Origin of the sequence: Leptospira sp. B5-022, assembly GCF_000347035.1 — a bacterium.
In the GTDB taxonomy this organism is placed as follows: domain Bacteria; phylum Spirochaetota; class Leptospiria; order Leptospirales; family Leptospiraceae; genus Leptospira_B; species Leptospira_B cinconiae.
This window is the reverse complement of sequence record NZ_ANIJ01000018.1, coordinates 235,155-257,181: the sequence shown is the minus strand read 5'-3', so window position 1 is coordinate 257,181 and position 22,027 is coordinate 235,155. Positions and strand designations below refer to the sequence as shown.

At 41.2% G+C, this 22,027-nt stretch carries 23 protein-coding genes; 12 read left to right on the top strand and 11 right to left on the bottom strand.

Annotation, left to right across the window (positions count from 1 at the left end; genetic code table 11):
* Positions 1-5 precede the first annotated feature (5 nt).
* On the top strand, positions 6-1,028 hold the full coding sequence (locus LEP1GSC192_RS09190; RefSeq protein WP_020769650.1) for an AEC family transporter: 1,023 nt from the start codon (positions 6-8) through the stop codon (positions 1,026-1,028).
* Entirely contained in the window at positions 998-2,095 is a 1,098-nt protein-coding gene (locus tag LEP1GSC192_RS09185; RefSeq protein ID WP_020769733.1) for an ankyrin repeat domain-containing protein, read from the top strand. Before LEP1GSC192_RS09190 ends, LEP1GSC192_RS09185 begins: the two co-directional genes overlap by 31 nt.
* A gap of 1 nt (position 2,096) precedes the next feature.
* Here the strand turns inward: LEP1GSC192_RS09185 and LEP1GSC192_RS09180 are convergent, their stop codons facing one another.
* Both LEP1GSC192_RS09180 and LEP1GSC192_RS09175 read right to left on the bottom strand, forming a co-directional pair.
* Positions 2,097-2,657, bottom strand: a complete 561-nt coding sequence (locus LEP1GSC192_RS09180) for a TIGR00730 family Rossman fold protein (RefSeq protein ID WP_198289311.1) — start codon at positions 2,655-2,657, stop codon at positions 2,097-2,099.
* 69 nt (positions 2,658-2,726) lie between these two features.
* On the bottom strand, positions 2,727-2,978 hold the full coding sequence (locus LEP1GSC192_RS09175; protein ID WP_020769563.1) for a hypothetical protein: 252 nt from the start codon (positions 2,976-2,978) through the stop codon (positions 2,727-2,729).
* Between the two features lie 135 nt (positions 2,979-3,113).
* Here LEP1GSC192_RS09175 and LEP1GSC192_RS09170 point away from each other — a divergent pair, with 135 nt between their 5' ends.
* The gene (locus tag LEP1GSC192_RS09170) at positions 3,114-4,367 is read left to right on the top strand and encodes an LA_2444/LA_4059 family outer membrane protein (RefSeq protein ID WP_020769745.1); all 1,254 of its coding nucleotides are present in this window, start codon (positions 3,114-3,116) and stop codon (positions 4,365-4,367) included.
* A 54-nt stretch (positions 4,368-4,421) separates the two neighbouring features.
* Here the strand turns inward: LEP1GSC192_RS09170 and LEP1GSC192_RS09165 are convergent, their stop codons facing one another.
* Entirely contained in the window at positions 4,422-4,940 is a 519-nt protein-coding gene (locus LEP1GSC192_RS09165) for a DUF6580 family putative transport protein (RefSeq protein ID WP_036089631.1), read from the bottom strand.
* Between the two features lie 171 nt (positions 4,941-5,111).
* On the opposite strand from LEP1GSC192_RS09165, the gene mazG reads away from it, so the two are divergent.
* Together mazG and LEP1GSC192_RS09155 are read left to right on the top strand one after the other, a co-directional pair.
* On the top strand, positions 5,112-6,296 hold the full coding sequence (gene mazG / locus LEP1GSC192_RS09160) for a nucleoside triphosphate pyrophosphohydrolase (protein WP_020769527.1): 1,185 nt from the start codon (positions 5,112-5,114) through the stop codon (positions 6,294-6,296).
* Between the two features lie 224 nt (positions 6,297-6,520).
* Positions 6,521-7,366 (top strand): response regulator, encoded by an 846-nt coding sequence (locus tag LEP1GSC192_RS09155; RefSeq protein ID WP_020769875.1) that lies wholly within the window; start codon positions 6,521-6,523, stop codon positions 7,364-7,366.
* A gap of 49 nt (positions 7,367-7,415) precedes the next feature.
* On the opposite strand, the gene LEP1GSC192_RS09150 is transcribed toward LEP1GSC192_RS09155, so the two are convergent.
* The 4 genes from LEP1GSC192_RS09150 to LEP1GSC192_RS09135 form a co-directional block, all read right to left on the bottom strand.
* Positions 7,416-8,048, bottom strand: coding sequence for a hypothetical protein (locus LEP1GSC192_RS09150; protein WP_020769709.1), 633 nt, complete (start codon positions 8,046-8,048; stop codon positions 7,416-7,418).
* A gap of 19 nt (positions 8,049-8,067) precedes the next feature.
* Entirely contained in the window at positions 8,068-9,264 is a 1,197-nt protein-coding gene (locus tag LEP1GSC192_RS09145; protein ID WP_020769587.1) for an NADP-dependent isocitrate dehydrogenase, read from the bottom strand.
* 67 nt (positions 9,265-9,331) lie between these two features.
* The gene (locus LEP1GSC192_RS09140; protein WP_020769567.1) at positions 9,332-9,907 is read right to left on the bottom strand and encodes a hypothetical protein; all 576 of its coding nucleotides are present in this window, start codon (positions 9,905-9,907) and stop codon (positions 9,332-9,334) included.
* 135 nt (positions 9,908-10,042) lie between these two features.
* Positions 10,043-10,396, bottom strand: coding sequence for a VOC family protein (locus LEP1GSC192_RS09135; RefSeq protein ID WP_232420994.1), 354 nt, complete (start codon positions 10,394-10,396; stop codon positions 10,043-10,045).
* Between LEP1GSC192_RS09135 and LEP1GSC192_RS19945 the strand changes: the two genes are divergently transcribed.
* The 3 genes from LEP1GSC192_RS19945 (at position 10,382) to LEP1GSC192_RS09120 (ending at position 12,491) form a co-directional block, all read left to right on the top strand.
* Positions 10,382-10,600 carry a hypothetical protein gene (locus LEP1GSC192_RS19945; protein ID WP_036089497.1) on the top strand — a complete coding sequence of 73 codons (219 nt, stop codon included), beginning with the start codon at positions 10,382-10,384 and terminating at the stop codon, positions 10,598-10,600. The genes LEP1GSC192_RS09135 and LEP1GSC192_RS19945 overlap by 15 nt on opposite strands.
* Positions 10,601-10,791: 191 nt before the next feature.
* The gene (locus LEP1GSC192_RS09125; protein WP_020769562.1) at positions 10,792-11,226 is read left to right on the top strand and encodes a hypothetical protein; all 435 of its coding nucleotides are present in this window, start codon (positions 10,792-10,794) and stop codon (positions 11,224-11,226) included.
* Between the two features lie 113 nt (positions 11,227-11,339).
* Complete coding sequence (locus LEP1GSC192_RS09120) at positions 11,340-12,491, top strand: hypothetical protein (protein ID WP_020769435.1); 1,152 nt, start codon at positions 11,340-11,342, stop codon at positions 12,489-12,491.
* A gap of 94 nt (positions 12,492-12,585) precedes the next feature.
* On the opposite strand, the gene lnt is transcribed toward LEP1GSC192_RS09120, so the two are convergent.
* Entirely contained in the window at positions 12,586-14,367 is a 1,782-nt protein-coding gene (lnt, locus tag LEP1GSC192_RS09115) for an apolipoprotein N-acyltransferase (RefSeq protein ID WP_020769717.1), read from the bottom strand.
* A 113-nt stretch (positions 14,368-14,480) separates the two neighbouring features.
* Here lnt and murA point away from each other — a divergent pair, with 113 nt between their 5' ends.
* Genes murA through LEP1GSC192_RS09095 form a run of 4 tightly spaced genes read left to right on the top strand, consistent with a single transcriptional unit; the run spans position 14,481 to position 18,320 of the window.
* Positions 14,481-15,779 carry a UDP-N-acetylglucosamine 1-carboxyvinyltransferase gene (murA, locus tag LEP1GSC192_RS09110; RefSeq protein ID WP_036089489.1) on the top strand — a complete coding sequence of 433 codons (1,299 nt, stop codon included), beginning with the start codon at positions 14,481-14,483 and terminating at the stop codon, positions 15,777-15,779.
* Entirely contained in the window at positions 15,776-16,429 is a 654-nt protein-coding gene (locus LEP1GSC192_RS09105; protein WP_020769768.1) for a 4Fe-4S dicluster domain-containing protein, read from the top strand. Before murA ends, LEP1GSC192_RS09105 begins: the two co-directional genes overlap by 4 nt.
* Positions 16,426-17,604 carry a SpoIID/LytB domain-containing protein gene (locus LEP1GSC192_RS09100; RefSeq protein WP_020769729.1) on the top strand — a complete coding sequence of 393 codons (1,179 nt, stop codon included), beginning with the start codon at positions 16,426-16,428 and terminating at the stop codon, positions 17,602-17,604. Before LEP1GSC192_RS09105 ends, LEP1GSC192_RS09100 begins: the two co-directional genes overlap by 4 nt.
* The gene (locus tag LEP1GSC192_RS09095) at positions 17,601-18,320 is read left to right on the top strand and encodes a hypothetical protein (protein ID WP_020769599.1); all 720 of its coding nucleotides are present in this window, start codon (positions 17,601-17,603) and stop codon (positions 18,318-18,320) included. Before LEP1GSC192_RS09100 ends, LEP1GSC192_RS09095 begins: the two co-directional genes overlap by 4 nt.
* 88 nt (positions 18,321-18,408) lie before the next feature.
* Here LEP1GSC192_RS09095 and LEP1GSC192_RS09090 read toward each other — a convergent pair whose 3' ends face one another.
* Genes LEP1GSC192_RS09090 through LEP1GSC192_RS09080 form a run of 3 tightly spaced genes read right to left on the bottom strand, consistent with a single transcriptional unit; the run spans position 18,409 to position 22,026 of the window.
* Positions 18,409-20,208, bottom strand: coding sequence for a hypothetical protein (locus tag LEP1GSC192_RS09090; RefSeq protein WP_020769818.1), 1,800 nt, complete (start codon positions 20,206-20,208; stop codon positions 18,409-18,411).
* Position 20,209: 1 nt separating this feature from the next.
* Complete coding sequence (locus tag LEP1GSC192_RS09085; protein ID WP_020769688.1) at positions 20,210-21,304, bottom strand: penicillin-binding transpeptidase domain-containing protein; 1,095 nt, start codon at positions 21,302-21,304, stop codon at positions 20,210-20,212.
* 5 nt (positions 21,305-21,309) lie between these two features.
* Positions 21,310-22,026, bottom strand: coding sequence for a DUF2135 domain-containing protein (locus LEP1GSC192_RS09080; RefSeq protein WP_020769601.1), 717 nt, complete (start codon positions 22,024-22,026; stop codon positions 21,310-21,312).
* Position 22,027: the final 1 nt, after the last annotated feature.

Below are 22,027 nucleotides of genomic sequence, written 5' to 3'. Positions count from 1 at the left end.
GATCCATGTCTAATTTTATAGTAATCGGACTTTGTTTTCTATTCGGGATACTGATCCGCAGCAAAGGAAAATTTCCTTCCGATTCACATAAGGTTATCAATTCATTTATCATTTCCGTTTCGCTTCCTTGTATGGAATTCGGACCTCTGCGTCATGCTTCTCTGGATGGGAACTTTTTAACTTTTGCTTCCATGCCTTGGGTTCTGTTCGGATTCGGATTTTTATTCTTCAGCTTAGTTGGAAAACTTTTACATTGGAAAGAAAGTACGGTAGTATGCCTTTGCCTTTCTGCGGGATTAGGAAACACTTCCTTTTTGGGAATACCGCTAATAGAATCCTATTATTCGAAAGAGGGACTTCCTACAGTACTCATTATAGACCAGCTTGGAACTTTTCTCACTCTTGCCATTCCCGGGACTTATTTAGGGACAAGGGCAAGGCACGCGCTCCAATCTTCCGAAACAAAATCCTCTATTTGGAAGACATTATTCACCTTCCCTCCCTTCATCGCGTTATTGGTATCTTTAGTTTCTCGTCCGATTTCTGTTCCTCCTGAGCTTGAATCAGCGATTGCAAGGATCGGAGACACCCTCATCCCACTTGCTCTTTTTTCAGTCGGATTCCAACTTCCTGGGACCATTCGCGTCAATTCCGAAGAACCAAATGCCGAAAATCCCAAAAGAGAATCAGATAATTCTTTTAGGATGAGAATTCCTTTGTTATTCGGTTTAATATTCAAATTGATCATAGGTCCCATCTTGGTCTGGCTTTGTTTCGGAACATTCTTCCATTATTCAGAAAAGAATCTAGACTCTAATTTTCTCAGAAATTTTAAGATACTCATCATGGAATCCGCTATGGCTCCCATGATCACCGGAAGTCTTCTCGCAGCGGAATGGGGACTTGCACCTAGACTTGCTGTTTCCTTAGTTGGAATCGGAATACCGCTTTCTTTTCTAACGACCTTGGGATTGTATTACCTCCTGGAGAATCAGGCGTGGACTGGAACGATCTTTTTCGGGCAGTAAAGACAAGCAATAACGGAACCCTTCGCGCCTTATTATCCGAGGCAGCGACAAGAGACGGTTTCGCAGAAGAATTTCCTGAACTAAGAGATTCATACGGCTGCGGACTATTGTACTGGGCTATCAAAGAAGGAAATAAAGAGGCTACCGGTCTTTTAGTCGAATACGGCTCCGATCCGAATGAGACTAGCTCTAGGGGAGAAACAGCACTTCTTCTCGCATTGGAATCGGAGAATCCGGAGCTCACAACAATCCTACTGGATTATGGAGCGGATCCCGAACTCAGGGATATGGATGGCAACACTCCCTTAACCAGAGCGATCAGTTCCGGAAAATTAGAATTAGTAGAGATATTATTCGATCTACCCAATCATCCTCCGGATATAGAATCTAGAAACGGAGAAGGTTATTCCCCTCTTCTACTCGCGGTGGATATGGGTCATTTAGAGATCGCGGAATATCTTGTCTCCAAAGGTGCGGATCCTAAAAAGAAAAATTCGGAAGGCCGGACCATTCTTCATCTCACCGCGTTACATAATGATTATGAAATCTTGGATCTATTTTCGGAGAATAAAGAAGTACGTTCTTTATTAGAGAATAAGGACCAAGACGGAAATACTCCTCTTCTTCTTTCTGCATTATACGATAGCGTAGAGTGTCTGGAAAGATTGCTGAACTTAGGAGCAGATCCTTTGGCCAAAAATCTAAGCGGTAAAACAGCCAAAGAAGAAGCTTATAGAATGAAATTCCATCATACTTTGAAGGTCATTGACAAGGCCACAATCTCCTTATTGTTTAGAGCTGCTTCCGAAGGAAAAACGGATATAGTAGAAAAGATCTTAAGCAACGGTTACGAAGCAGAAGTCCGGGACATTCTTGGCCGGACTCCTTTGCTACTTGCCGTAAAATCGGGAAAAACGGACCTGATCGAGTTATTAGTAAAAAATGGGGCTTCTCCTTATTCCACAGACAAGGAAGGAAATTCTCCTTTAGCGTTAGCCGAAGTTTCCGAAAGTCCGGCCCTCCAGCAGATATTTAAACAATTCCTGAATCCGGAAGAAGGAAAGTAATTTAGATCCTACTTCTTTTTATGATCTTTTCGAAAAGTTCTTCGGGATCAGCGCTGACTTCTATCCATTCTCTGGTCTGAGAATCTAAGAAACCTTCCTCGACCATATGATCCAATTGTTGCAATAAGGGATCGAAAAATCCGTTTACATTCAATATCCCGATCGGTTTGGAAAGAACTCCGAGTTGATTCCAAGAAGTTACTTCGACCAATTCTTCTAAGGTTCCGATCCCGCCGGGCAAAGCGATAAAAGCTATGGATTTTTCGTACATGAGAAGTTTTCTTTCATGCATGGTTGGAACTAAGATAAGTTCCGTAATTCCTTTATGAGCAATTTCTTTATTCGTTAGGAACTCGGGAAGAACTCCGATTACTGATCCGCCTTTTTCTAAAACGGAATCGGCAACGGCTCCCATCAATCCGGAGGTTGCTCCTCCATACACCAGCCCAATTCCCTCAGTGGCCATTAGATGACCTAAGAACACTGCGGCTTGGTGGTAACGTGGTTCCTTACCAGGTCTAGAACCGCAGAATACACAAATGGCTGGTTTCATCTGGGTCAGGATCGATTTTGAAGTAGGTTTGGCAACCTGATTTGAGAGAAGAAGCAGATCTGAAGAAAGATTTCGGACCTAACCTTGGTTCGGATATATGATGATCTCCGTATAAGGAAATTCCTGTTTTAAATCGTCTAGTAAAGATCCCAAGATCTTAGGGTAATCCAAAGGCTGAACATCCTTTTTAAATTCCAATCGGAACTCAAGAAATTTCCTTTCTCCTTTGGATCTGGCCTTTAGATCGTAAACCTTAGAAACCTGGGAAAACCGATCCGAAAGGATGTTTTGGACAATCTCTTTGTATTCGTCCGAAAAGTCGAAACCCATACCTCAAAACTTGGAATTTTAAGAAAATACTTCCTCCCTTTTTTCATTCTTTCTATAAAAAAGAATTGGAGTCTTGCGTCAAAGATACTTAGTCTTTCCGATTACAAAGCTACGCGAAATACTTAGAGGTAAACCTTGCAGACTTTCCTGAAACTTTCCGCATCCATATTTTTAGGTATATTTTTATTCGTTTCCAGTCCCGTACTTTCCCAGGGGAAATTACCGGATCCGGAAACCTTAGAAAAAGAAGCAGACGAGCTGGAATACCAAGCAGGTAAATCGCAGGTCCAAGCCGAAAGAAGAAGGCTCGCATTACTCGCAGCAGAAAAACGAAAGCAAGCGGCAGACGTTCGGAACGAACTTCATGATAGGGAATTGTCCAAACCCTACAATAGACCTACATTGGATATCCAATTCGCTGCATTACAATCCACCTGGGAATCGGAAGTACTAGCCAGACAAAAGAATATCGGTGTTAATAATTTTAATACGATACTGTCCGCTTCGGGCGCTTATGAAAATGCGCAAACAGCCGCGGCAAATGCCGGCGTAAATCCGAACTTATTAAACGATAGTATCACTAGTTATTCCAGCCCCCAAGGAAATACTAAGACCGCCTTTCCTATTAAACTTTCTTATTTGAATACGGCCAAAACTTTCGGAATAGAATTCAATTATTTGGATCTAAAGATCAAACCTTCCTATACGACAGTGGATACCGCGTCAGCATTGTCCGCTCTTGCTCCGGTACAATTTCATTCAGTTCAATACAGAAGATTGGATTATTCTTTGAACTTTGCTTGGTACATGCAAACCGCAACCGGAAGGATAGGTATTGCTGTCGGAGCAAGGAATTTGGATATCATTTCCAGCGAATACGGAGTGATCCCCGGGAATTATGGATTCGGAAAGTCGGAAGAAAAAGCGGGCGGATTAGGTCCTCAGATTGGAGTTCGGATCTTCAAAAATTTTAACGCATTCTTATTAGGACATTTTAAAGCGGATTATTTTAGAACTTTAGGACATTATAATAGAAACACGCAAGGTATTCTAAATGGAATAGGAGGACCTTATATTTTAGATACAGCTCCTCCAGGTGGACTAAAGGAGAATGTACTCAGTAGGACCGGATATGAGATCGATGTGGGACTTTCTTTACTCAGAAGCCGTTGGTTAAAATATACTTTAGGGTTCCAATACACGGAATTGATCTCGAAGGTTTCCGGTTACAATTATAATCCGAATGTTATTCCCGGATCACCTGGAGATGTATTATTCTTAAATCAGGTTTCCAAACCTTTAGATCAGATCTCTACAGGATCCGCCTTACAAAAAGAAGTACATGATAAATTCTACGGAATTTACTTAAGTTTAACTTTAACGATTTAAGGAAAGAAGAATGAAAAGCGCCGCTTATGGCTGCGGCGCTTCAAGCTGGAAAAATTAAGCTGCTTGGGTGGAAGCGACAAATCCGTTCTTTTCCAATAAATAATAGGAACCGAACAGAACGGAAACGTAAGTAAAGTCTCCGAGCAAGCTATATTTGAAGAACGGGATCGCAGCGATATAACATTCTACCAATCCTTGTCCGTTCAAAGTATACATTCCGGATGTCAACCAAACGAAAAAGTTGGTGATCAGGAAGAAAGAAACGGAACCAGCAAGACCGACAATCGCCAAAGATCCAAGACCCAAACGATCTTTAATCTTCATTCCTACGATTGCATACACTACGAATAATCCGTAGACCACCGGGATCATATCGTGAAGACCGATCAACAAGTCGCTAATCAGCATAATTCCTAAAGGAAGAGCGATCGCCAACCAACGGTTAGAGAAATAAACTCCGCCGAAAATGGAAATCGCCAAAACCGGAGTGAAGTTCGGCAAGTGAGGAAGAAAACGACTGAGAACCGCAAGTACTAGTAATGCGAAAGCTACCAAATTTTTAGATAGTGACATGTTCTTTCTGGTATCCTTTTTACCCGATCTTACCATAAACCTTTCAGATTGGAAAGTACTTAGGTTTAAACAGGGATTTTCGGATAGGATGGGAGGATAAATCCACCAGTCAATCTTCATTTCCGGGAAAAAGGCTGGGAATTCGGAATCGAAAATCGAGCCTAGTATTTAATGAAAGCTCCCGACCCGAAAGACTATCCGAACTCGATGGCATTTCTCCAAGACATAACTTCTAAACTCAGAAGTCCGGAAGGTTGTCCTTGGGATAGAGAGCAGACACATTCTACCCTAGTGCCTTATTTAATCGAAGAATCTCAGGAAGTTGTAGAAGCAATACTTCAAGGGAACGACGAGCATACCAAGGAGGAGCTGGGGGATCTATTATTTCAAGTGGTACTTCATTCCCAAATTGCATCCGAAAGAGGTGCATTCGATTTGGAAGAAGTCGCAAAGGATGTTGCCGAAAAACTTGTATTACGGCACCCCCATGTATTCGATCCGGAAACAAAGGATATCTCTTCGGCTAACGAGGTCGTCGCCAACTGGGATCTTTTCAAAGAAAAAGAAAAACAGCTCAGACAAAAAACTTCCAAACCGAAATCCATCTTATCCGAAGTCCCTGAAACATTCCCTTCCCTATTAAAGGCGGAAAAATTCCAGAAGAAGGCAGCTAACGCCGGTTTCGATTGGGAAGACATAAAAGGTGTAGAAGAAAAGTTGAATGAAGAACTTCAGGAATTCTTGGAGGAGATCAGAGGCATTTCGGATCCTTCTTCTAATCAAATCAGGATAGAAGAAGAATTGGGAGATCTTCTTTTTACTATAGTGAACCTAGCAAGAAAGCTGGGAGTATCCGCTGAATCTTCTCTTACGCGAACCAATACAAAGTTTAAACATAGAATAGAATATATGGAAGCACGCTTAGGAGAATCGGATCGCAAGTTTTCGGAAACACCTCTGGACGAACTAGAAAAACTTTGGAACCAAGCTAAGAACGGAATCCGAAAACAAACTCAAAATCCTTTGGAAGAAAAGCAGGCAATCGTTTCGGAATTGATCCGAGGACTTTCTTCTTTTTTGATATGGAAACAAGATCCTGAAACGGATTGGCCAAAAACGTATCGTTTTTCTCATCAATCAGCTGAGTATTCTTTGATATTCTCGGCATTCGGATCTATGACAGTATTGCCTAGTACGGATCCTTGGGGGAGAAAGGCCCAGCCGATCTTCTATCTAAATGTATCCGAAAAGATTCCCGGAACCTGGGAAGATTTGTCTGGAAATTTTTATAAAACCCAGGAAGATATATATGAGGCTATATTAGGATCGATCCGTGATTATAATCTTCACTCCTGAAGCCCGCGTTGCGGACTATAGATCGCTTTGCTCCTGAAGCCCGCGTTGCGGACTATAGATCGCTTTGCTCCTGAAGCCCGCGTTGCGGACTATAGAAAGTCGGTTTTCGGGAAAGAAGGGTGATCCGTTATGGGATATAACGTTAATAAATCATATAATAAATTTCCTTAATAAAGACACGGATTTTCCAATCTAGATCAAAAGTTCTATTCGTCTCCAATACCATGAACGCGAACCGGGAAATACCTCAGCAAGACAGCCTAAGAGAGGGCTCCGGTTTGCCTGCGGAAAAACTTAAAGTACTTATCGTAGATGCAAGCAAGGTCATCCTTGAAATTATCTCCTCCGAATTCTCCTCATCTTTATTCGAGGTCCAAAAAATATCTCTTATAGAAGAAGCCGCACTACTTGCTAAAGAAAAAAAATTCGATCTGATCACTTTAGGAATCTATTTAGAAGGAGGGACCGGATTCGATCTTTGCAGAAAAATTAGAAGCAAGAATAAGAAGGAAAAATTCGCATCCTCGGGAGCCAGGATCATATTCGTGACATCCGATTTTACGGAAGAAAATCGGATGATCGCTCACAATGTAGGTGCAGACGGTTTTATTGAAAAAACCCAAGACCTGAAATCCTTTCAATGCACGATCGACGAAATCATAAAAGATCTAGTGGAAGAGAAAAAGGATCCTTCTCAAAAAAATCCTAGTTTAACAAAACGCAAATTACTGATCATAGACGATTCCGAATTGAACCTGATGTTATTCAGGAGATTACTGGAATCTAAAGGAGCGGAGGTCCAAACCGCAATTTCAGGAAAACATGCACTCCAGATTTTGGAAAAAAATCCACAGGAATTCGAAGCGATCTTTACGGATATGTATATGCCCGATATGAACGGGAACGAATTCTGTAGTATTGTCCAAAAAAATCCCGCATATTCTCATATCCGATTGGGGATCACTTCAGCCGCTGAGGAATCCTCTTTTGCTTTGGATAAGATACCGAGCGGTGTAGAGTTATTCTCCAAACCGTACGATATACAAGAGATCTGTAAATTTTTGAAATAAGTACACAGCGGAAATTTATTCGCTTCCTTCCTGAAGTCTGCGTTTCAGGTTAAAGAAACTCGATACCGACAATCACGTCCGGATGACATTCCCGCCGGATATCACCTTCTATTTTAGGCAATTTGGAGAACCAGGTTTTGTTTTCGAATTGTAGATCGATCCAGTAAAAAAACAAATTCGCTTCTCCCAATTCGTTTTGGATCTTGAGTTCTCCGAAATCTTTTTTGATCTCTCCTATCCTTTCGAACGTTTCCCCGTTTTTGGTTTTATAATGTATCTCCCAAGGTTCGGCCTTATAAGGAATACCTTGAGAATTCGGTTTTCCTGGAACCAGTTTCCAAGCCTTGAGAAGAATTCTGGCTACTTCTTCCGACTTTAATGTTTTTGAATATTGTACATTCTCTCTCGTATGTTTAAATGAGAATTCTTTAGGTGCGGATTTCCAAGTCCCGGTGATCGTCCTACCGTCACAAAAAAATGCCTTCACAGTCGGACCTGAATTCTGGTTATTCGAAGAATTGGAAGAACTAGGCGCATCTCCTCTTGCATCCAAACTTGGTTCGGTCGGAAGAGTCGGGTCCTTAGGTAAACTAAGTTTTTGGCCGAAAATCGCTGTGACCGAAAACAAAAAAAGAAGGAGCCATAATTGGCTCCTTCTTCTGATTGTGTCTTTAAATTTCACGGGTAAAAATCCCATCCACTTAGAGGCGTTTTTGGATCGCCTCCATAAACTGGAAGGTATCCAATTGTTTCGGGCCTTTTGTAGTAGTAAGTAATACCAAGTCCTTGGTCATCTCTCCCGCTTCGATCGTATCGATTACCGCCTTCTCTAATTTTTGAGCGAAAGCGACTACGTCAGGAGTTCCATCCAATTCTCCTCTCTTAGCAAGAGCTCCAGTCCATGCAAAGATAGAAGCTACAGAGTTGGTAGAAGTGGTTTCCCCCTTTTGATACTGACGATAGTGACGAGTCACAGTTCCGTGAGCCGCTTCGTATTCGAATTTTCCGTCAGGAGAAACAAGAACGGAAGTCATAAGTCCTAACGATCCGAATCCGGAAGCAACCATATCGGACATCACATCTCCGTCGTAATTCATAAGGGCCCAAAGCATTCCGCCAGGATTCTTAACGATCTGAGCGACCGCGTCGTCGATTAGGTAATACCAGTATTCGATACCTGCAGCTTTGAGTTCCGCCGCTCTTTTAGTGGAAACTTCGTCGAAGATCGCACGGAAACGAGCATGATATTTTTTGGAAATAGTATCTTTTGTAGCGAACCAAACATTGATCTTTTCGGAAATCGCGTAATTGAAACAAGCTTCTGCAAAGCTATAGATGGACTTGTCCAAGTTGAACTGTCCCATCACAACTCCAGGTCCGTCGAAGTCGTTGATAGTTACTCTTTCTTTTTCTTTTCCGTCTTTTGTAGTAAATACGATCTCAACTTTTCCAGCTTCCGGAATATATAGCTCGGTGTCTTTATAAAGGTCACCGAATGCGTGACGACCGACAACGATCGGTTTTTGCCAGGACCTAACTCCGGAAGGGATATTATTTACGATGATCGGTTTACGGAATACGGTTCCGTCCAAAATGGAACGAATGGTACCGTTCGGGGACTTCCATTCTTTTTTGAGTTTGTATTCAACGACTCGATCTTGGTTCGGGGTGATGGTAGCGCACTTAACGCCCACTCCGTATTTTAAAATAGCATTAGCGGAATCTACAGTGACCTTATCTTCCGTTTTATCGCGGTATTCTACGCCTAGATCATAATAATCTAATTCAATATCAAGATAAGGATGAATAAAACGATCCTTAATTTCTTTCCAAATTATGCGTGTCATCTCGTCCCCGTCGAGTTCGACGAGAGGAGTTTTCACCTTAATTTTAGCCATTGGAATGCTCCTTAGAATGTCAAATGGATGCAGGTTTAAACCTTAGGTTTTTCCATTTTCTAAGGACTTAGGACTTCGGGAAAGAAGGATTCTCCTTTATTTTTAAGATTCCGTTTCGGAGGTAGTATAGGTTTTGGGTGGAAAAATAATTAATGGCGACCGGAAGGGAAACAATACCCAGGACCGAAAAATAACGATATTTTAAAGAATCTTTTCCATTCAGACCGGTGATGGACTTTTCTAAACGTAAAAGTATCTTTTTCCAGCGTTGTAAGGTAGGAAGAAGAGAAGGATTACATCCTTCGAAATATAGACCTTCTGCGGAGCTAACAATTATATCTTTTAAATTACTGGGAAGAGCCGGAGAACCGAACAGATCTCTTACTTTGACCAAGTCTTTTTCGACCTCGGATTCTGTTTGTCTTGGTATCGGAAGAATAGAACTGATCCCTAATGAAACCGGAAGGGAAAGACGAAATAAAAAGTCCGAAGCGACAATAGAATTCAGATACCTTCGAATTGTTTCACCCAACGCGTCGGTATGATCCAGCTGTGAATCGCTTAGATCCTTTACGATTTGGATAGTGTACTGGCTGAGCTTGATCTTTTCCGTCCAGAACAGGCCCAGTAATTCCGTTTCCATGTAGGTAAAGAGTACATTTTTTACTTGGCCTTTTTTGGCAATCTCTATCTTGAACTTCGAATCCTGTTTGGACTATACCACTTACTGGGAAATGGATGGCACCCAAGGAATAGGTCCTATTACGAACGATAGGATCTATTCCTCTTCACACATCAATTCCACCAAGTAACCGTCCGGATCTTGGAAATTCAGAAAAAGTGTCTTAGAAGATTTACGAACACCATATTCCAATCTTTGAGAGAACAATCTTTCTTCGATCTCACGGAAACTTTTTGGATCTACCCTGATCGCAAAATCACATCCGGACCCGAATACGGGAGAAGAAGGATCATTCTTCTCCCCATAAATCGCAATATTCGATTTTCCGATGCCAAGGACTTTTGCCGCTTTTTCGGTCTCCTCCTCTTGGGGGAGACCGAAAATTTCACGATAAAAATTCGCACTTACTTCCGGATCACGGGAGGTGATGCCGATATGATTCACTTCCATAAACATAATTTTACTCCCTTAATTCGCGATCGATTTGATCTAACTTCTGTTGAAGTTTCAGTCTCATCTTCTCTTTCATCCTACGTTTCCAATGCGCTCTTTCTCGATGACCGTGATGGTGGCCTGGGCCAAACCGAAGTTGTTGCTATGGGATTTTCCTTGGATTTCTTTAATAAGAATTGGTTTGAAACGGAAAAAAAATGATCCAAAAAGGAAAAATTCCGGACCAGAACCCACTCGAATTTAAAATGCTCCGCATAAAAACTCCTGAAGTTCGATACAAAGGTCCCAAATGAGAAAGGTAAGTTTATACCTTGGGTCCCGTTTTTTTCTAAAACTCTAAATTTTTTTCAGCCATTTCCTTCGAAAAGAACCCGTTTCTCCGGAGGATTTTTATGAAGGCGAGAAAAAACAAAGATATAGAGGATCATTTCGGTTGGATGAAATTGAAAACCGATCAACTGGGTTTTTTAGGAATTATACATTCCGTAAATAGATTCTACGATTCTCTCCAAGGCTCCCAATCCAAAGAACTACGTTACTTCCGAAGAAAATTGGTAAAAACGGATTTTAGATATTCTAAAATTTTTATGAAGAAGTTCGGAGATTATGAATATCTGATCTATGCACGGATCGAAACCCAGGGAAAATCGGAATCCGATTCTTGGATCCATGTGGACGGGATCAAAATGGAGAGGGACGAAATGAAGGCAAAAGGAGTCAAGGATCACCCCTCGTATGAGATCAGATGTCTTAGCGATATTTTCGAATCCTCTTGTGTCCCGGCATCCAAGTCGGAAGAAGACAAAATAGATTCGGATTGCGGTTAATTCAAAAAAGGGGATCCGATTCGTTTCAAATTCCAAACAAATCTGGAAAATTTACTTCCGACGGACAAGAATTGCTTGCCGGAGAATAAAACCAGAGTTAGGAATTGATCCCCATGATTTTTCTATCCGAAAATTCTTCGGCGAACGATTGTTCTTTTAACCGATCCAAAACAATTATTTTCAAATCTGTTCTAGTCATTTTAATCCTATTTAGCAGTTTAGGAGAATGGAGACTAGAGGCAGACGAAACAAAGATCCAGGCCAGAAAAACAAGCAAATACGAAATGGGATTTCATCCCTATGCTCAGGAAGGTTATTTCCAAGCCTGGAACTATTCCTTTACGGATGACCAGACCTGGATCTTTGCAACGTTCATCGTAAGTAATCTGGGTCCCGGTACCAAAAATTGCGGAGTTAGTCTTGTAGTTTACGATAAACAAACCGGTACTCAATTTTCCACAAGAGAATATTCTAGTGACGAACTCAAAGCGGAGAGTGGAAATCTAGAATTAGAAATTTATGATAGTTCCGTTTCAAAAGGAATAGGCGGTCCCGAAATCAAAATGATCACCGACACTGCGGAGCTTTTTATCAGCTATAAAACCGGTTGGTCCAAAGCTGTTTCTCTTTCTGGCGGGAAGATCCGCTTACCCGAAAAAGATAGTTTCGTGCAAGCAGACATGGCATTCTCCTCCGTTCCTGCAAAAGGATATTTAATTTTGAACGGAAATAGAATAGAGCTGAATGGAAAAGGCGGAATGGAACATCTTCTTACCAACTATGAAGTATATAAGTACAGTAAACGTTGGGAATTGTACCGCTCCATCAACAGTGCAGGAGAAAGATTATTTGCGGGCGGTTTTATCGGGAACGAAAACTTTCCGGAAGAAGAGATACGAACCGTAAGCGCTTTGGACCCTTCCGGAAAAATGTTATTCTCCGCAAAAGTTTTGAAGTCGGAAGTATTAGAATCCGAGACGGAACCTTTTTCAGGATACCATCTCCCTATTAAAGAAAAGTTTTATTTAGATGAAAGCGGTTCCTGTAGTTTAACAATCTCTCGAAAACATACGATCGGACAGATCTATGTTCTTTCCAATATATCCGCGGTACTTCGATTCTTTGTCCGTTTATTTTTTACGAAACCTTACCAGCTCTATTATATAACCGATTCCAAATTGGATTGCGCTCAAGTTCCGGAAGGAATTCTTCCGAAAGATAAAAACTTTCGGGGAATTTTTTCCTATTATCTGATCAATCCTTAAACTAGAAATGATTTCTTTTGCAAGAGTCGATTTCAAAAATACTTTCCGGCTTCGCTCACTTTCAGACAAAAATTTACTCAAAGTAACCGTTCCGTTAATCTTTTTTACGATAGACTCTAAGCAATAGATTTCCGTAATAGATTGCGGTCAGAATGATCATGATCCAAGGGATCAAGTTCCCGTAGAGAACGTAAAATCCGGGAGGAGAATCGATCACTTGGATCTGTTGCCAGCTAGTCTCGGCTTTCATAAGAGAAGTCGACTTACCTTCTATAAAATTCCCCAAATGATCCACATATCCTGAGATACCTGAGTTTGTAGAACGGACTAGCCATCTTCTCCATTCTATAGCTCGAAGTCTTCCCAACTCGAAATGTTGGTCGCTTTCCGTCGTCGTTCCATACCATTTATCATTGGTGAGATTTGCAATGAACTGAGGATTCCCCGAGTCTTTGAACTTTCTTACGAATTCCGGAACGATCACTTCATAACAGATTAAAGGAAGAAAAGAACCCTCGTCCTTCAATTCGGTATGAGTTGGAGAATAATAATTTCTTACGAAATCAGCATCTATTCCTTCCGTTTTTTCCCAAGTAACCGGCAAAACAGTTTGAGGATTTTCCTTAGGGACGGCGGAATAATAGTGTAGAAGATCGAAAGATTCTCCCGGATCAAACCTTCCCGTTTGCGGGCTCAGGTCATACATGAACTCGAAAGGCATGGTCTCACCGAACATTACCAAATATTGTTTTTGATAAGCCTGTCTTCTGACACCGTTCGGATCATAGACTACATTATTATTAAAATATCTGAGATATTCTCTTCCGGAACTTTTGATCTTATAAGCCGCATCTATTTCATTAAAGAATACTGATGCTTTGTATCTGTTAGCGAAAGAAACCATCAAAGAGTCGAATCTAGGCCAATAGATCCGATCTCCCATTCTGATCTTTAACAGTTCACGATTCGCAGAGAAATACGGGATACCGGCCTCCGGTAAAACGATCAGGTCCGGATTTTTACCGGCTCTTTGGACGGCATTCTCCACCATTTTGTCCATTCTACCCATCAGATCTTCGATCACTTCTCGAGGAGACCTTCCCCTCTCGTCGCGTATACTCATTGGAGCATCCGGTTGGACGACTAAGATTTCTAAGGTTTTACTTGGTGTTACGTTCTTCCATTTTACATACAATGAAGAGCCTACGATCACAAAAAGAAGAAGTAACGCTAACGGCAAGGTCCAGAATTTTATAAAATGGGATCTTTTTTCTTTGGACTTTAAAATTTCCGGAAGATGTAACGGATTTGTTTCAAAGATCGTGTAAGAGATCACGAATACTAAGAAGGAAAGTCCATAAACTCCCGAGATCTCCACTGTTTGAGCGAGTATGATATTTCCAGCCGCAAGATTTCCCCAGTACCAAGGAAACAGTTGGTAACCGATCATGTCCGCCGCCATTCCGCAAACCCCCGCTACCCAAACGCTATGCTTTCCGACTCTTCTGGAAAGAAAGGAATACGAAACTAAAAAGATTGGGAACTTAGCTCCAAACAAAACTCCGGCTAAAAGAAGAATGATAAACGCAACCGGCCAAGGGAAATTCCCGAAGACCATTGCCATATGATGGATCCAATGAAATGCGATGGCATAGAAAAATACCCCGAATAAGAAACCGTATCCTACCAATCTCCAATATCTTCCGGAATATTTATGAGTGATCCAAAACAGACCGAAAGGGGCAATCCAAACTAAATGGCTGAGATAAAATGGAGCGAAGGCTAAGAAGGCAAACGCCCCGGTCCAGAAAAAACAGAAGAAGTCGAAAAACAGTGTTTTTTGAAAATCTCTAAAACGTTGTAAAAAAGAATCCATGAATACCAACGTTGATCGGAAAAAAAACCTTTTGAGTCAATCGATTTAGGTCCCGGTGAAGTGCTTGCCGTAGGAGAAGGAGACATGAGTATACCAATAAAGCTGGTCGGATCATGAGCTCTCCATACTTCAAAATTATCGGTAAAAATCCTCTTCATGGAACTGTAATGCCACAAGGGAATAAAAACGAGGCCTTACCTATTTTAGGGGCCGTCTGTTTAGTTCCTGGCGAAGTAATTATCGAAAACATTCCCCAGATCTCGGACGTACTTATGCTCATGGACGTTCTACGCCATTTAGGAATGGAAGTAGAAGATAAGGGAGAAGGAACCTATTTATTCAGAAATAACGGAGATCTAAAGTCGGATCTTCCTGCGGAACTTTGTTCCAAGATCAGAGGGGCGGTCACACTTGCAGGTCCCATTCTAGCCAAAACAGGAAGAGTGTTTTTACCAAGACCGGGTGGAGATAAGATCGGACGAAGAAGAATGGACACTCATCTTCTCGCGCTCCAAGCCTTAGGCGCTCAGATAGAAGTATTCCCTGACGGTTACGAAATCAGAGGAGACAGGCTCAGAGGCACAGACCTTCTTATGGACGAGGCTTCCGTTACTGCCACAGAAAACGCGGTTATGGCGGCGGTACTTTCCGAAGGCACCACCGTCTTACGTCATGCGGCAAGCGAGCCCCATGTACAAAGGCTTTGTAAATTTTTAGTTTCTGCCGGCGCGAAAATTTCAGGGATCGGTTCGAACATTCTTACGATCGAAGGTGTAAATTCCTTAAAAACTCCGGATAAACCTCATAGGATCGGTTCCGATTATTTAGAGATCGGAAGTTTTATCAGTTTGGCCGCGGTCACCGGCGGAGAAATTTTTATCGGCGATGTGGAGCTGGAAGATATCCGAATGATCCGCATGGTATATTCTCGCTTGGGGATCGAAGTTCGTCCGCAAGACGGAGGTATCTTAGTTCCTTCCGACCAGAAAATGGAGATCATTCCGGATTATCACGGAGCCACTCCTAAAATAGACGATTCTCCTTGGCCTGGTTTCCCTGCGGATATGACTTCCGTTGCGTTAGTCACTGCTACACAATGTAAAGGAACAGTACTCATTCATGAAAAAATGTTCGAATCCAGATTATTTTTCGTGGATAATATCATCTCCATGGGCGCTCAAATTATACTTTGCGATCCGCATAGAGCGATCGTGATCGGACCGAATCGTCTTTATGGTCAAAAAGTAGCCAGTCCCGATATCAGAGCAGGCATGGCAATGATCATTGCAGCTCTTTGTGCAGAAGGTACAAGCTCCATCCATAATATCGTCCAAATAGACAGAGGATTCCAAAACATAGATACCAGACTTAGATCTCTAGGCGCTCATATTGAGAGGATAGGTGAAGAATGAACCGAAAAGACTTCTTCCGGAAAGGCTTAGCAAAAGCTTTTTCCGTAATGGAAGAAGGTGTAAATGAAATTTCCGAAACTTGGAAATCATCTGTAGGGGAAGTTAATAAGGCGGAACCGGAAAAAGTCGCGCCTAAAAAAACCCAGATCAAAGTCCCAAAACCTAAAATAGTCAAAAGTAAATTTAAAGGATTTCGAAATTTACAATTCCCTCCCGGAGCAGATGCGAAAGGAAAACGATTCTTCTCCAAATGTACTGCTTGCAGCGATTGTATCTATGCCTGCCCATATTCGGTCCTGTTTCCGGTGCCTGATGATAAAACAGGCAAACATTTTCCTCGTATGGATGTGAATCTGAATGCATGTATGTTATGCAAAGATTATCCGTGTATCTCAGCCTGTGAGACGGGTGCACTTTTACCTTATAAAAAAAATGAATCTCCTAAATTCGGAAAGGCAAAAGGTTTCTTCCAACATTGTATCAATTCGAGAACGGGAGAAAAAACCTGCGAGACCTGCGCAATCACTTGTCCGATCCCGAATGTAGTCCGGTTCAAAGGAAATAAACCGAGTTTCTCCCAAGACTGCGTCGGTTGCGGTTTATGTGTTTCTTCATGTCCCACGTTCCCAAAGGCGATCCAAGTACAATGAATCGCCTTTCCAAACTTGCTTGTTTGGGTTTTCTATTCTTATCTACTTCTCTATTTGCAGATACGGTCCCGAATAAGATCAGAATAGGAATCTTATCTAAATATTCTCCGGAGAGTGTGCGGATCATCGTCAAAAACGCCAGAATACAATCCTTAGGGAAAAATAGTTTAGAAAAAGATAAAACGATCTTGGTCAGATCGGAAGAAAATGAAATCAGAATAATAGACGGAACCAAAAACTCAAGATCGGAACATATCCTTTTTTCAGGTGGAGAATACGAACTTGAAGTTCCCAAAGACCAGACTCCTAAAAAATATTCTGGAGATCTGGAAATCACTTCTTCCAAAGGAAAACTAAAACTCGTACTTACCGTCCCGTTAGAAGAATACGTAGGGATCGGAATGGTCTCGGAATTCGGAGACTTATTTTATCCTAAAAATGAAAAAGATCCAAATCCGAACTGGAAGCAGGAATATTCTATCGCTGCATCCGCAATGATCCGCTCTTACGCTCTCGCAAACTTAGGAAGACATTCCAAAGAAGGTCACGATCTTTGCGATCTAACCCATTGTCTCCAATTTTCAGGAAAATTAAAAAAGGAGAATATTCAATTCGCTCCATATAAAAAAATACTTCTGCAAGATAAAGGTGGGAAAGTTTTAGAGACATTCTTTCATTCTACTTGCGGAGGAAATTTGTCTTCTCCTTCCGTTCTTTGGAAGAATTTCAAAAATCCACAATATTATAGATCCGGTCCCGATACCAAAAATGGAGAGATTCAATGTAAAAATTCTCCTTACTTCTCCTGGGAAACTTTTATTTCGAAAGAAGAAATGGGATCCGCCTTGGAAGCGAAACAGTTAACCGAATTAGAGCCTAAGTATTCGGAATTCAGAATAACATCCTTAGAATATAAGGATTATTCCGGAAAAAAGAATATCCAAGCCTCCGAATTTTTATCTAAGATCGGCAGAAAGTTAGGCTGGAATAAAACCAAGAGTAATGATTTTAAGATCGAAACAAGCGCTCGAGGATTTTATTTCAAAGGAAAAGGTTTTGGGCATGGGATCGGTCTTTGCCAATACGGAGCAAGAGAAATGGCGTTTCGGGGAGCAAAATCGGAGGAGATACTTCATTTTTATTTTCCAGGCGCGGAACTGAGGAAAATCCCTTGAGATCTATTTTTACCGTATCGGCAATATATTTATTTTTTATAATATTCTTAATAGAACCCGCAAATGCCCAAGCGGTAAAAAGAAAAATAGAAGGATTCGAATTTTACTTTTTAGACGACAGGAACAAACGAAAAAATCCCGAAAGATTTCTTGAAACTTTCGCCGAAAAATTCGTAACCGAGATCAGAGCCGAATCGGAAAGATTGGATAGAAGAATCCCGCAAAACGCCCAGATCTTCGTTTCAGAAAACTCGGAAGTTTTTCGAAAATACTCGGGCCAACCCTCAACGTTAGCTGCGTTCTATTCTCCCGAAAGTAATAAATTCTTTTTCCAAAATCCGGAAAGTTTAGCGAAAAAGGGAATTTTAGATACGGTGATCAAACATGAGATTTGTCATTTTTTAGCCCCGGAATCCAGATCGGAAACTTCCTTTTGGATGCAGGAATCTTATTGTGAATCTTTGTATCCTACGAATCCTAAACCCACATCTTTAGATCTTAAGTTTCCTTGGAGTTGGGAAAAATTCGACGAAGAATGTAGTAGGGAAATCCACACAAGAAGCGGATTTAAAAAGAAAATCTTATACCAGAAACTTTTTCTCTGGGGCTCGTGGCTTTTAAAGACTAAGGGAGAGGCAAGATTTCGGGTCTTTTTGGAAACTCAAAGTCCAGAAATCCAAAATATATATTCACAATTTGTAAAGTCCAGGTATTAATTTTAGGAAGTCGATTGTCTTGTAAGAAATCCAACAAAGTAAAATTTATCGCGTGTAGGAGTTCCTACACGCGTTTACTGAACAAATTTTAAAAGATCTTCAATTTCCCCCAGTCTTCTCCTTCTTTTCCGGAACCGAATGAGACTACCAATCTTTCAAAAACTTTCAGTTTATCTAAAATAGGCTGCACATCTCTTTCGATCGTTTTGGATGTATATTCAGGAGAACCTTCCGCTCCGTATAAATAAAAACTTTTGAGATCTTCCAAAATCCCTGGAACACGAACCACTAAATGATGAGGATAATAAGCTAACTCTTTAGCAGGACCGGAAGAGAAAAGATCTGCTTGGTTAGGCCGATTCCCGTTTCCGGAGGAAACAGTTTCTTCTGCACTTTTTCTATCCGAAGCTAAATATTTCCAATTTCCCACTTTCAAGGATGCAGGAGTATAGAAGCCGCCTTTTCTCAAAGGGTAAGATTCTAAGTTTGTATTTTGGTAAGAAACTTTGATCGGATTTCCCACTTTGAAAATCGCTTTTAAAAGTTTATCATCCGGAACGGAAGCCGGTAAAGAGATCCCGAACCTTGGATAGACCATTCCGGACTTGTATTCCAGTCCGTTAAAACTGAAAGCGATTCCTTTTTCGGAGCCGAAGTATTGTTCATGGATCCCCGCATTTTTACCGAATGCATTTAAGCCTTCTCCGAGTTCTTCCCATTCTCCACTAATGGTTTCTAAAGATTTCCAAACTTCGGACGGTTTTAATTCTTCCGAATAAAATACTAAATTCGTTTCTCGAGGGATTACTTTGGAAAGCCCAGGACCGGAACTAACTACTTGGTTTTTATCTCCACCGATCTTATAAACTTTTCCTTCTAGATTTTTTCCGGTTTCCCAACCTAAAAGTAAAGCGGCTCCAGAATCCCCAAAGGAAGGTTTTAGAAACGGAGCGATTAAAGAATCAGTTCCTGCAAAGAACAGTACCTTGTTTTCTTTTTTAGAAGCTTCCTTTCGAAGAGTATCGAAACCTCTTTGATTACCCAAAGAATCATTATTTACGGAAGAAGCTAGGTCTAAAGATTTTTCCAATAGATCTTCCGAATCGGTGAGTATAATAAAATCTCCAAGGACGATCGCTAAAATTTTTCCGGAACCGAATTCATATTTAAACGCTTCTAAGTTTCCGAATTTTTCGGAACCCGCTGCGAATTGATCGGCAAAATCATCCGCAGAATGAGTGGTCTCAGAACCGGTTGGAGTATAGTATCCTTCTTCCGTTTGTGGAGGAGTTTGCGGTTTCTCCTCTTTAGGAGTTTCTTTAACTACGATCTTTTCCCCTTTAAATCCTGTGATCAGACTCACTCCCAATTTGGAACTTGCACTTGCCTTACCCACGAGTAAAAAATTGGATTTTGGAAAAGTAGCTACGGCAACTGGTCCGTCGAATAAAGCCGCTAATCTGGACGGTTTCGTCATTACTCCTGCTTTTGCTTCCAATAAATATAAAACGGAGCTGATCTTTCTAAGTTCAGGTACAGTGAGAATTTTCTGAAAAGTTCCATCTTCGGAAAGTTCTCTTCCTAAATTCGTTTTTTCCAGATCTTCTACAAATTCTTCCGGGCGGTATACTTCTACTAGAAGGTTTGCTTTTTTAGGAATGAGAAGAGCAGGATCTTTGATCGCCGAATCTATGGAATACCCTTTAAAGGAAAGATAGAAGCCGATCGCTAAAAACAAGACGCCCGCTCCGGTAGGAACTCCTACTTTAGGATCTTTCAATACGTTTTCCGTAAATCCGGTCTTAAAGGTTTCCAATGATTCTTTAGAAAAAAGACCCTTGATCTTAGGAATTACTTTGGTTTTGAAAATTTGGATGCAAGTTCTCATTTTATCTACCTGATTTTATTGCAGAATCTTTACTTTTAGGATCGATCTTATCCAGAAGAATAGAAGCCAAATATTTAGCTTGATTTCCTCCTGACCCATTTTCCACAAAAACGGTCAGCACATACGATTTTCGATCTTTACGAAAAGATAATACTGTCCATCCATGCGTCTCATATTTATGCATAAATTTGGTTCCAGTCCCGGTTTTGCCACCCAGAATCTCCAAGTTTCCTTTTTCAGGAACATTCAAATCTTTTAAAGTTCCGGATTTTGGGACCTCTGATAGAACGGAGGTGATCCATCTCAAATCCTGTCCCGCATAAGGATTTTCTTCGGATCGGAGAGGTTCTTTTCCTTGTCCCCAATAAGGGGAAAGTCTCGGTCCTTCTTTCCATATCGAAGAATACAACTGTGAAATTTTTAAAGGACTTAAGAGAAGCCCTCCTTCTCCGATAGAAGCAGCTACTTTTCGGAGAGGACTGATCGATATAAAATTTGTATCAGAAGGTTCTATATAAGGATCCAATCTGGACCTTGTGGATTTTCCTAAACTCCAGTCCTCGTACAACTTCGAATAGAACAGATCAGGATACGAGGAGGCGCTCGTTAGAAAATATACGTTACAAGATTGCACCAAAGCGGATCTCAGATCCATTTCTCCATGACCTTTTGCCAAAGAACATCTCAAATATTCTTTTCCATTTTCGTCCTGAGGCAAATGAAATGTGTTTAGATCCGATTTAGTGGGAGTTAAATTTTCTTTAGGATAAAATCTACCCTTACATAAGATCTTTTTTTCGGGAGAAAATCCGAGTTTGTCTTTATACTTTAATAACGTTAAAGCGGAGAAGGTTTTTACCGAAGAACCGGGAGGCAATTTTTTAGAAATAGCGATCTCCGGTCTATAGATATATTCCACTTTTCCGGAATCCATTTCCATCAATACCACCGAAGATGCGGAATTTTTAGATTCGAATTCTTTTACGGCCTCATCTAAATGAGAATAAGAAAATTTAGGAGCCGCCTCGAGACTTGCCCCATAAAGAAGGAACAAAGCGGACAAAATCTCGATTTTATAGTATACCTTCCTGTACATTTTGGTCAATCCGGCTCTATCTCAAAATTACCCAGATGATAGACTTGCTGGGCCTTGGTCATTGTGAATTGGTATTGTTTTCTTTTTTCTCTTGGAGTCCCTTCATAAAGGACTACATAAACTTTGGCTCTGGTAACCTGAGCGTTAAACGGAGCATAGTACTGTGCTTGGACTGCATAATTGCCGGGCAAGGCCTTGGACATGGTAAAAGTCTGAGGTGCAAAAGTAGCATCATCATATACAAGATTACCTCCCGACTTGGTGGAAGTGTGGGCCCAGTAACACTTCTCTCCGGTAGGATCGATTACCCAAAGATCCGTATAACTCGCAGTATCCCAGGTCAAAACCACTTTGATATCTCGAGGAGGAACCTTTGCAAAAAAGCTTACCTTATCATAAGCCTTACCCGCACGAACCTCCACTAGATTGTCTCCGGGAGAAGCCACGGTGCTAAAAGAAAATTTTCCTGCATACAATGGCACCATCTGAGGGATCCCATTGATCACGACAGTGACTTTTTCAGGATTTGCCCCTGTTACGGTTCCGGAAATTTTTTGGATCCTTTCCGTAGTAAAACCTCCGTGAGGAGAATCGATCGAAACGGTTTCCGCATCCAAATACATTATGGAAAAAGAATATATAAAGACGAGAGAAGCCAGGATACTTGTTCCGAGGCCTCTGCTCGATTTTCCATAAGAACTATTCCGATCGAAAAATAGCATC

What these genes read in the sequence shown, in the direction of transcription:
- LEP1GSC192_RS09120 (WP_020769435.1), top strand. Translation starts at nt 11,340, where the DNA reads ATGATTTTTCTATCCGAAAATTCTTCGGCGAACGATTGTTCTTTTAAC.
- murA (WP_036089489.1), top strand. Translation starts at nt 14,481, where the DNA reads ATGAGCTCTCCATACTTCAAAATTATCGGTAAAAATCCTCTTCATGGA.
- LEP1GSC192_RS09085 (WP_020769688.1), bottom strand. Translation starts at nt 21,304, where the DNA reads ATGTACAGGAAGGTATACTATAAAATCGAGATTTTGTCCGCTTTGTTC.
- LEP1GSC192_RS09090 (WP_020769818.1), bottom strand. Translation starts at nt 20,208, where the DNA reads ATGAGAACTTGCATCCAAATTTTCAAAACCAAAGTAATTCCTAAGATC.
- mazG (WP_020769527.1), top strand. Translation starts at nt 5,112, where the DNA reads ATGAAAGCTCCCGACCCGAAAGACTATCCGAACTCGATGGCATTTCTC.
- LEP1GSC192_RS09190 (WP_020769650.1), top strand. Translation starts at nt 6, where the DNA reads ATGTCTAATTTTATAGTAATCGGACTTTGTTTTCTATTCGGGATACTG.
- LEP1GSC192_RS09105 (WP_020769768.1), top strand. Translation starts at nt 15,776, where the DNA reads ATGAACCGAAAAGACTTCTTCCGGAAAGGCTTAGCAAAAGCTTTTTCC.
- LEP1GSC192_RS09165 (WP_036089631.1), bottom strand. Translation starts at nt 4,940, where the DNA reads ATGTCACTATCTAAAAATTTGGTAGCTTTCGCATTACTAGTACTTGCG.
- LEP1GSC192_RS09100 (WP_020769729.1), top strand. Translation starts at nt 16,426, where the DNA reads ATGAATCGCCTTTCCAAACTTGCTTGTTTGGGTTTTCTATTCTTATCT.
- LEP1GSC192_RS09175 (WP_020769563.1), bottom strand. Translation starts at nt 2,978, where the DNA reads ATGGGTTTCGACTTTTCGGACGAATACAAAGAGATTGTCCAAAACATC.
- lnt (WP_020769717.1), bottom strand. Translation starts at nt 14,367, where the DNA reads ATGGATTCTTTTTTACAACGTTTTAGAGATTTTCAAAAAACACTGTTT.
- LEP1GSC192_RS09145 (WP_020769587.1), bottom strand. Translation starts at nt 9,264, where the DNA reads ATGGCTAAAATTAAGGTGAAAACTCCTCTCGTCGAACTCGACGGGGAC.
- LEP1GSC192_RS09155 (WP_020769875.1), top strand. Translation starts at nt 6,521, where the DNA reads ATGAACGCGAACCGGGAAATACCTCAGCAAGACAGCCTAAGAGAGGGC.
- LEP1GSC192_RS09125 (WP_020769562.1), top strand. Translation starts at nt 10,792, where the DNA reads ATGAAGGCGAGAAAAAACAAAGATATAGAGGATCATTTCGGTTGGATG.
- LEP1GSC192_RS09135 (WP_232420994.1), bottom strand. Translation starts at nt 10,396, where the DNA reads ATGGAAGTGAATCATATCGGCATCACCTCCCGTGATCCGGAAGTAAGT.
- LEP1GSC192_RS09140 (WP_020769567.1), bottom strand. Translation starts at nt 9,907, where the DNA reads ATGGAAACGGAATTACTGGGCCTGTTCTGGACGGAAAAGATCAAGCTC.
- LEP1GSC192_RS19945 (WP_036089497.1), top strand. Translation starts at nt 10,382, where the DNA reads ATGATTCACTTCCATAAACATAATTTTACTCCCTTAATTCGCGATCGA.
- LEP1GSC192_RS09080 (WP_020769601.1), bottom strand. Translation starts at nt 22,026, where the DNA reads ATGCTATTTTTCGATCGGAATAGTTCTTATGGAAAATCGAGCAGAGGC.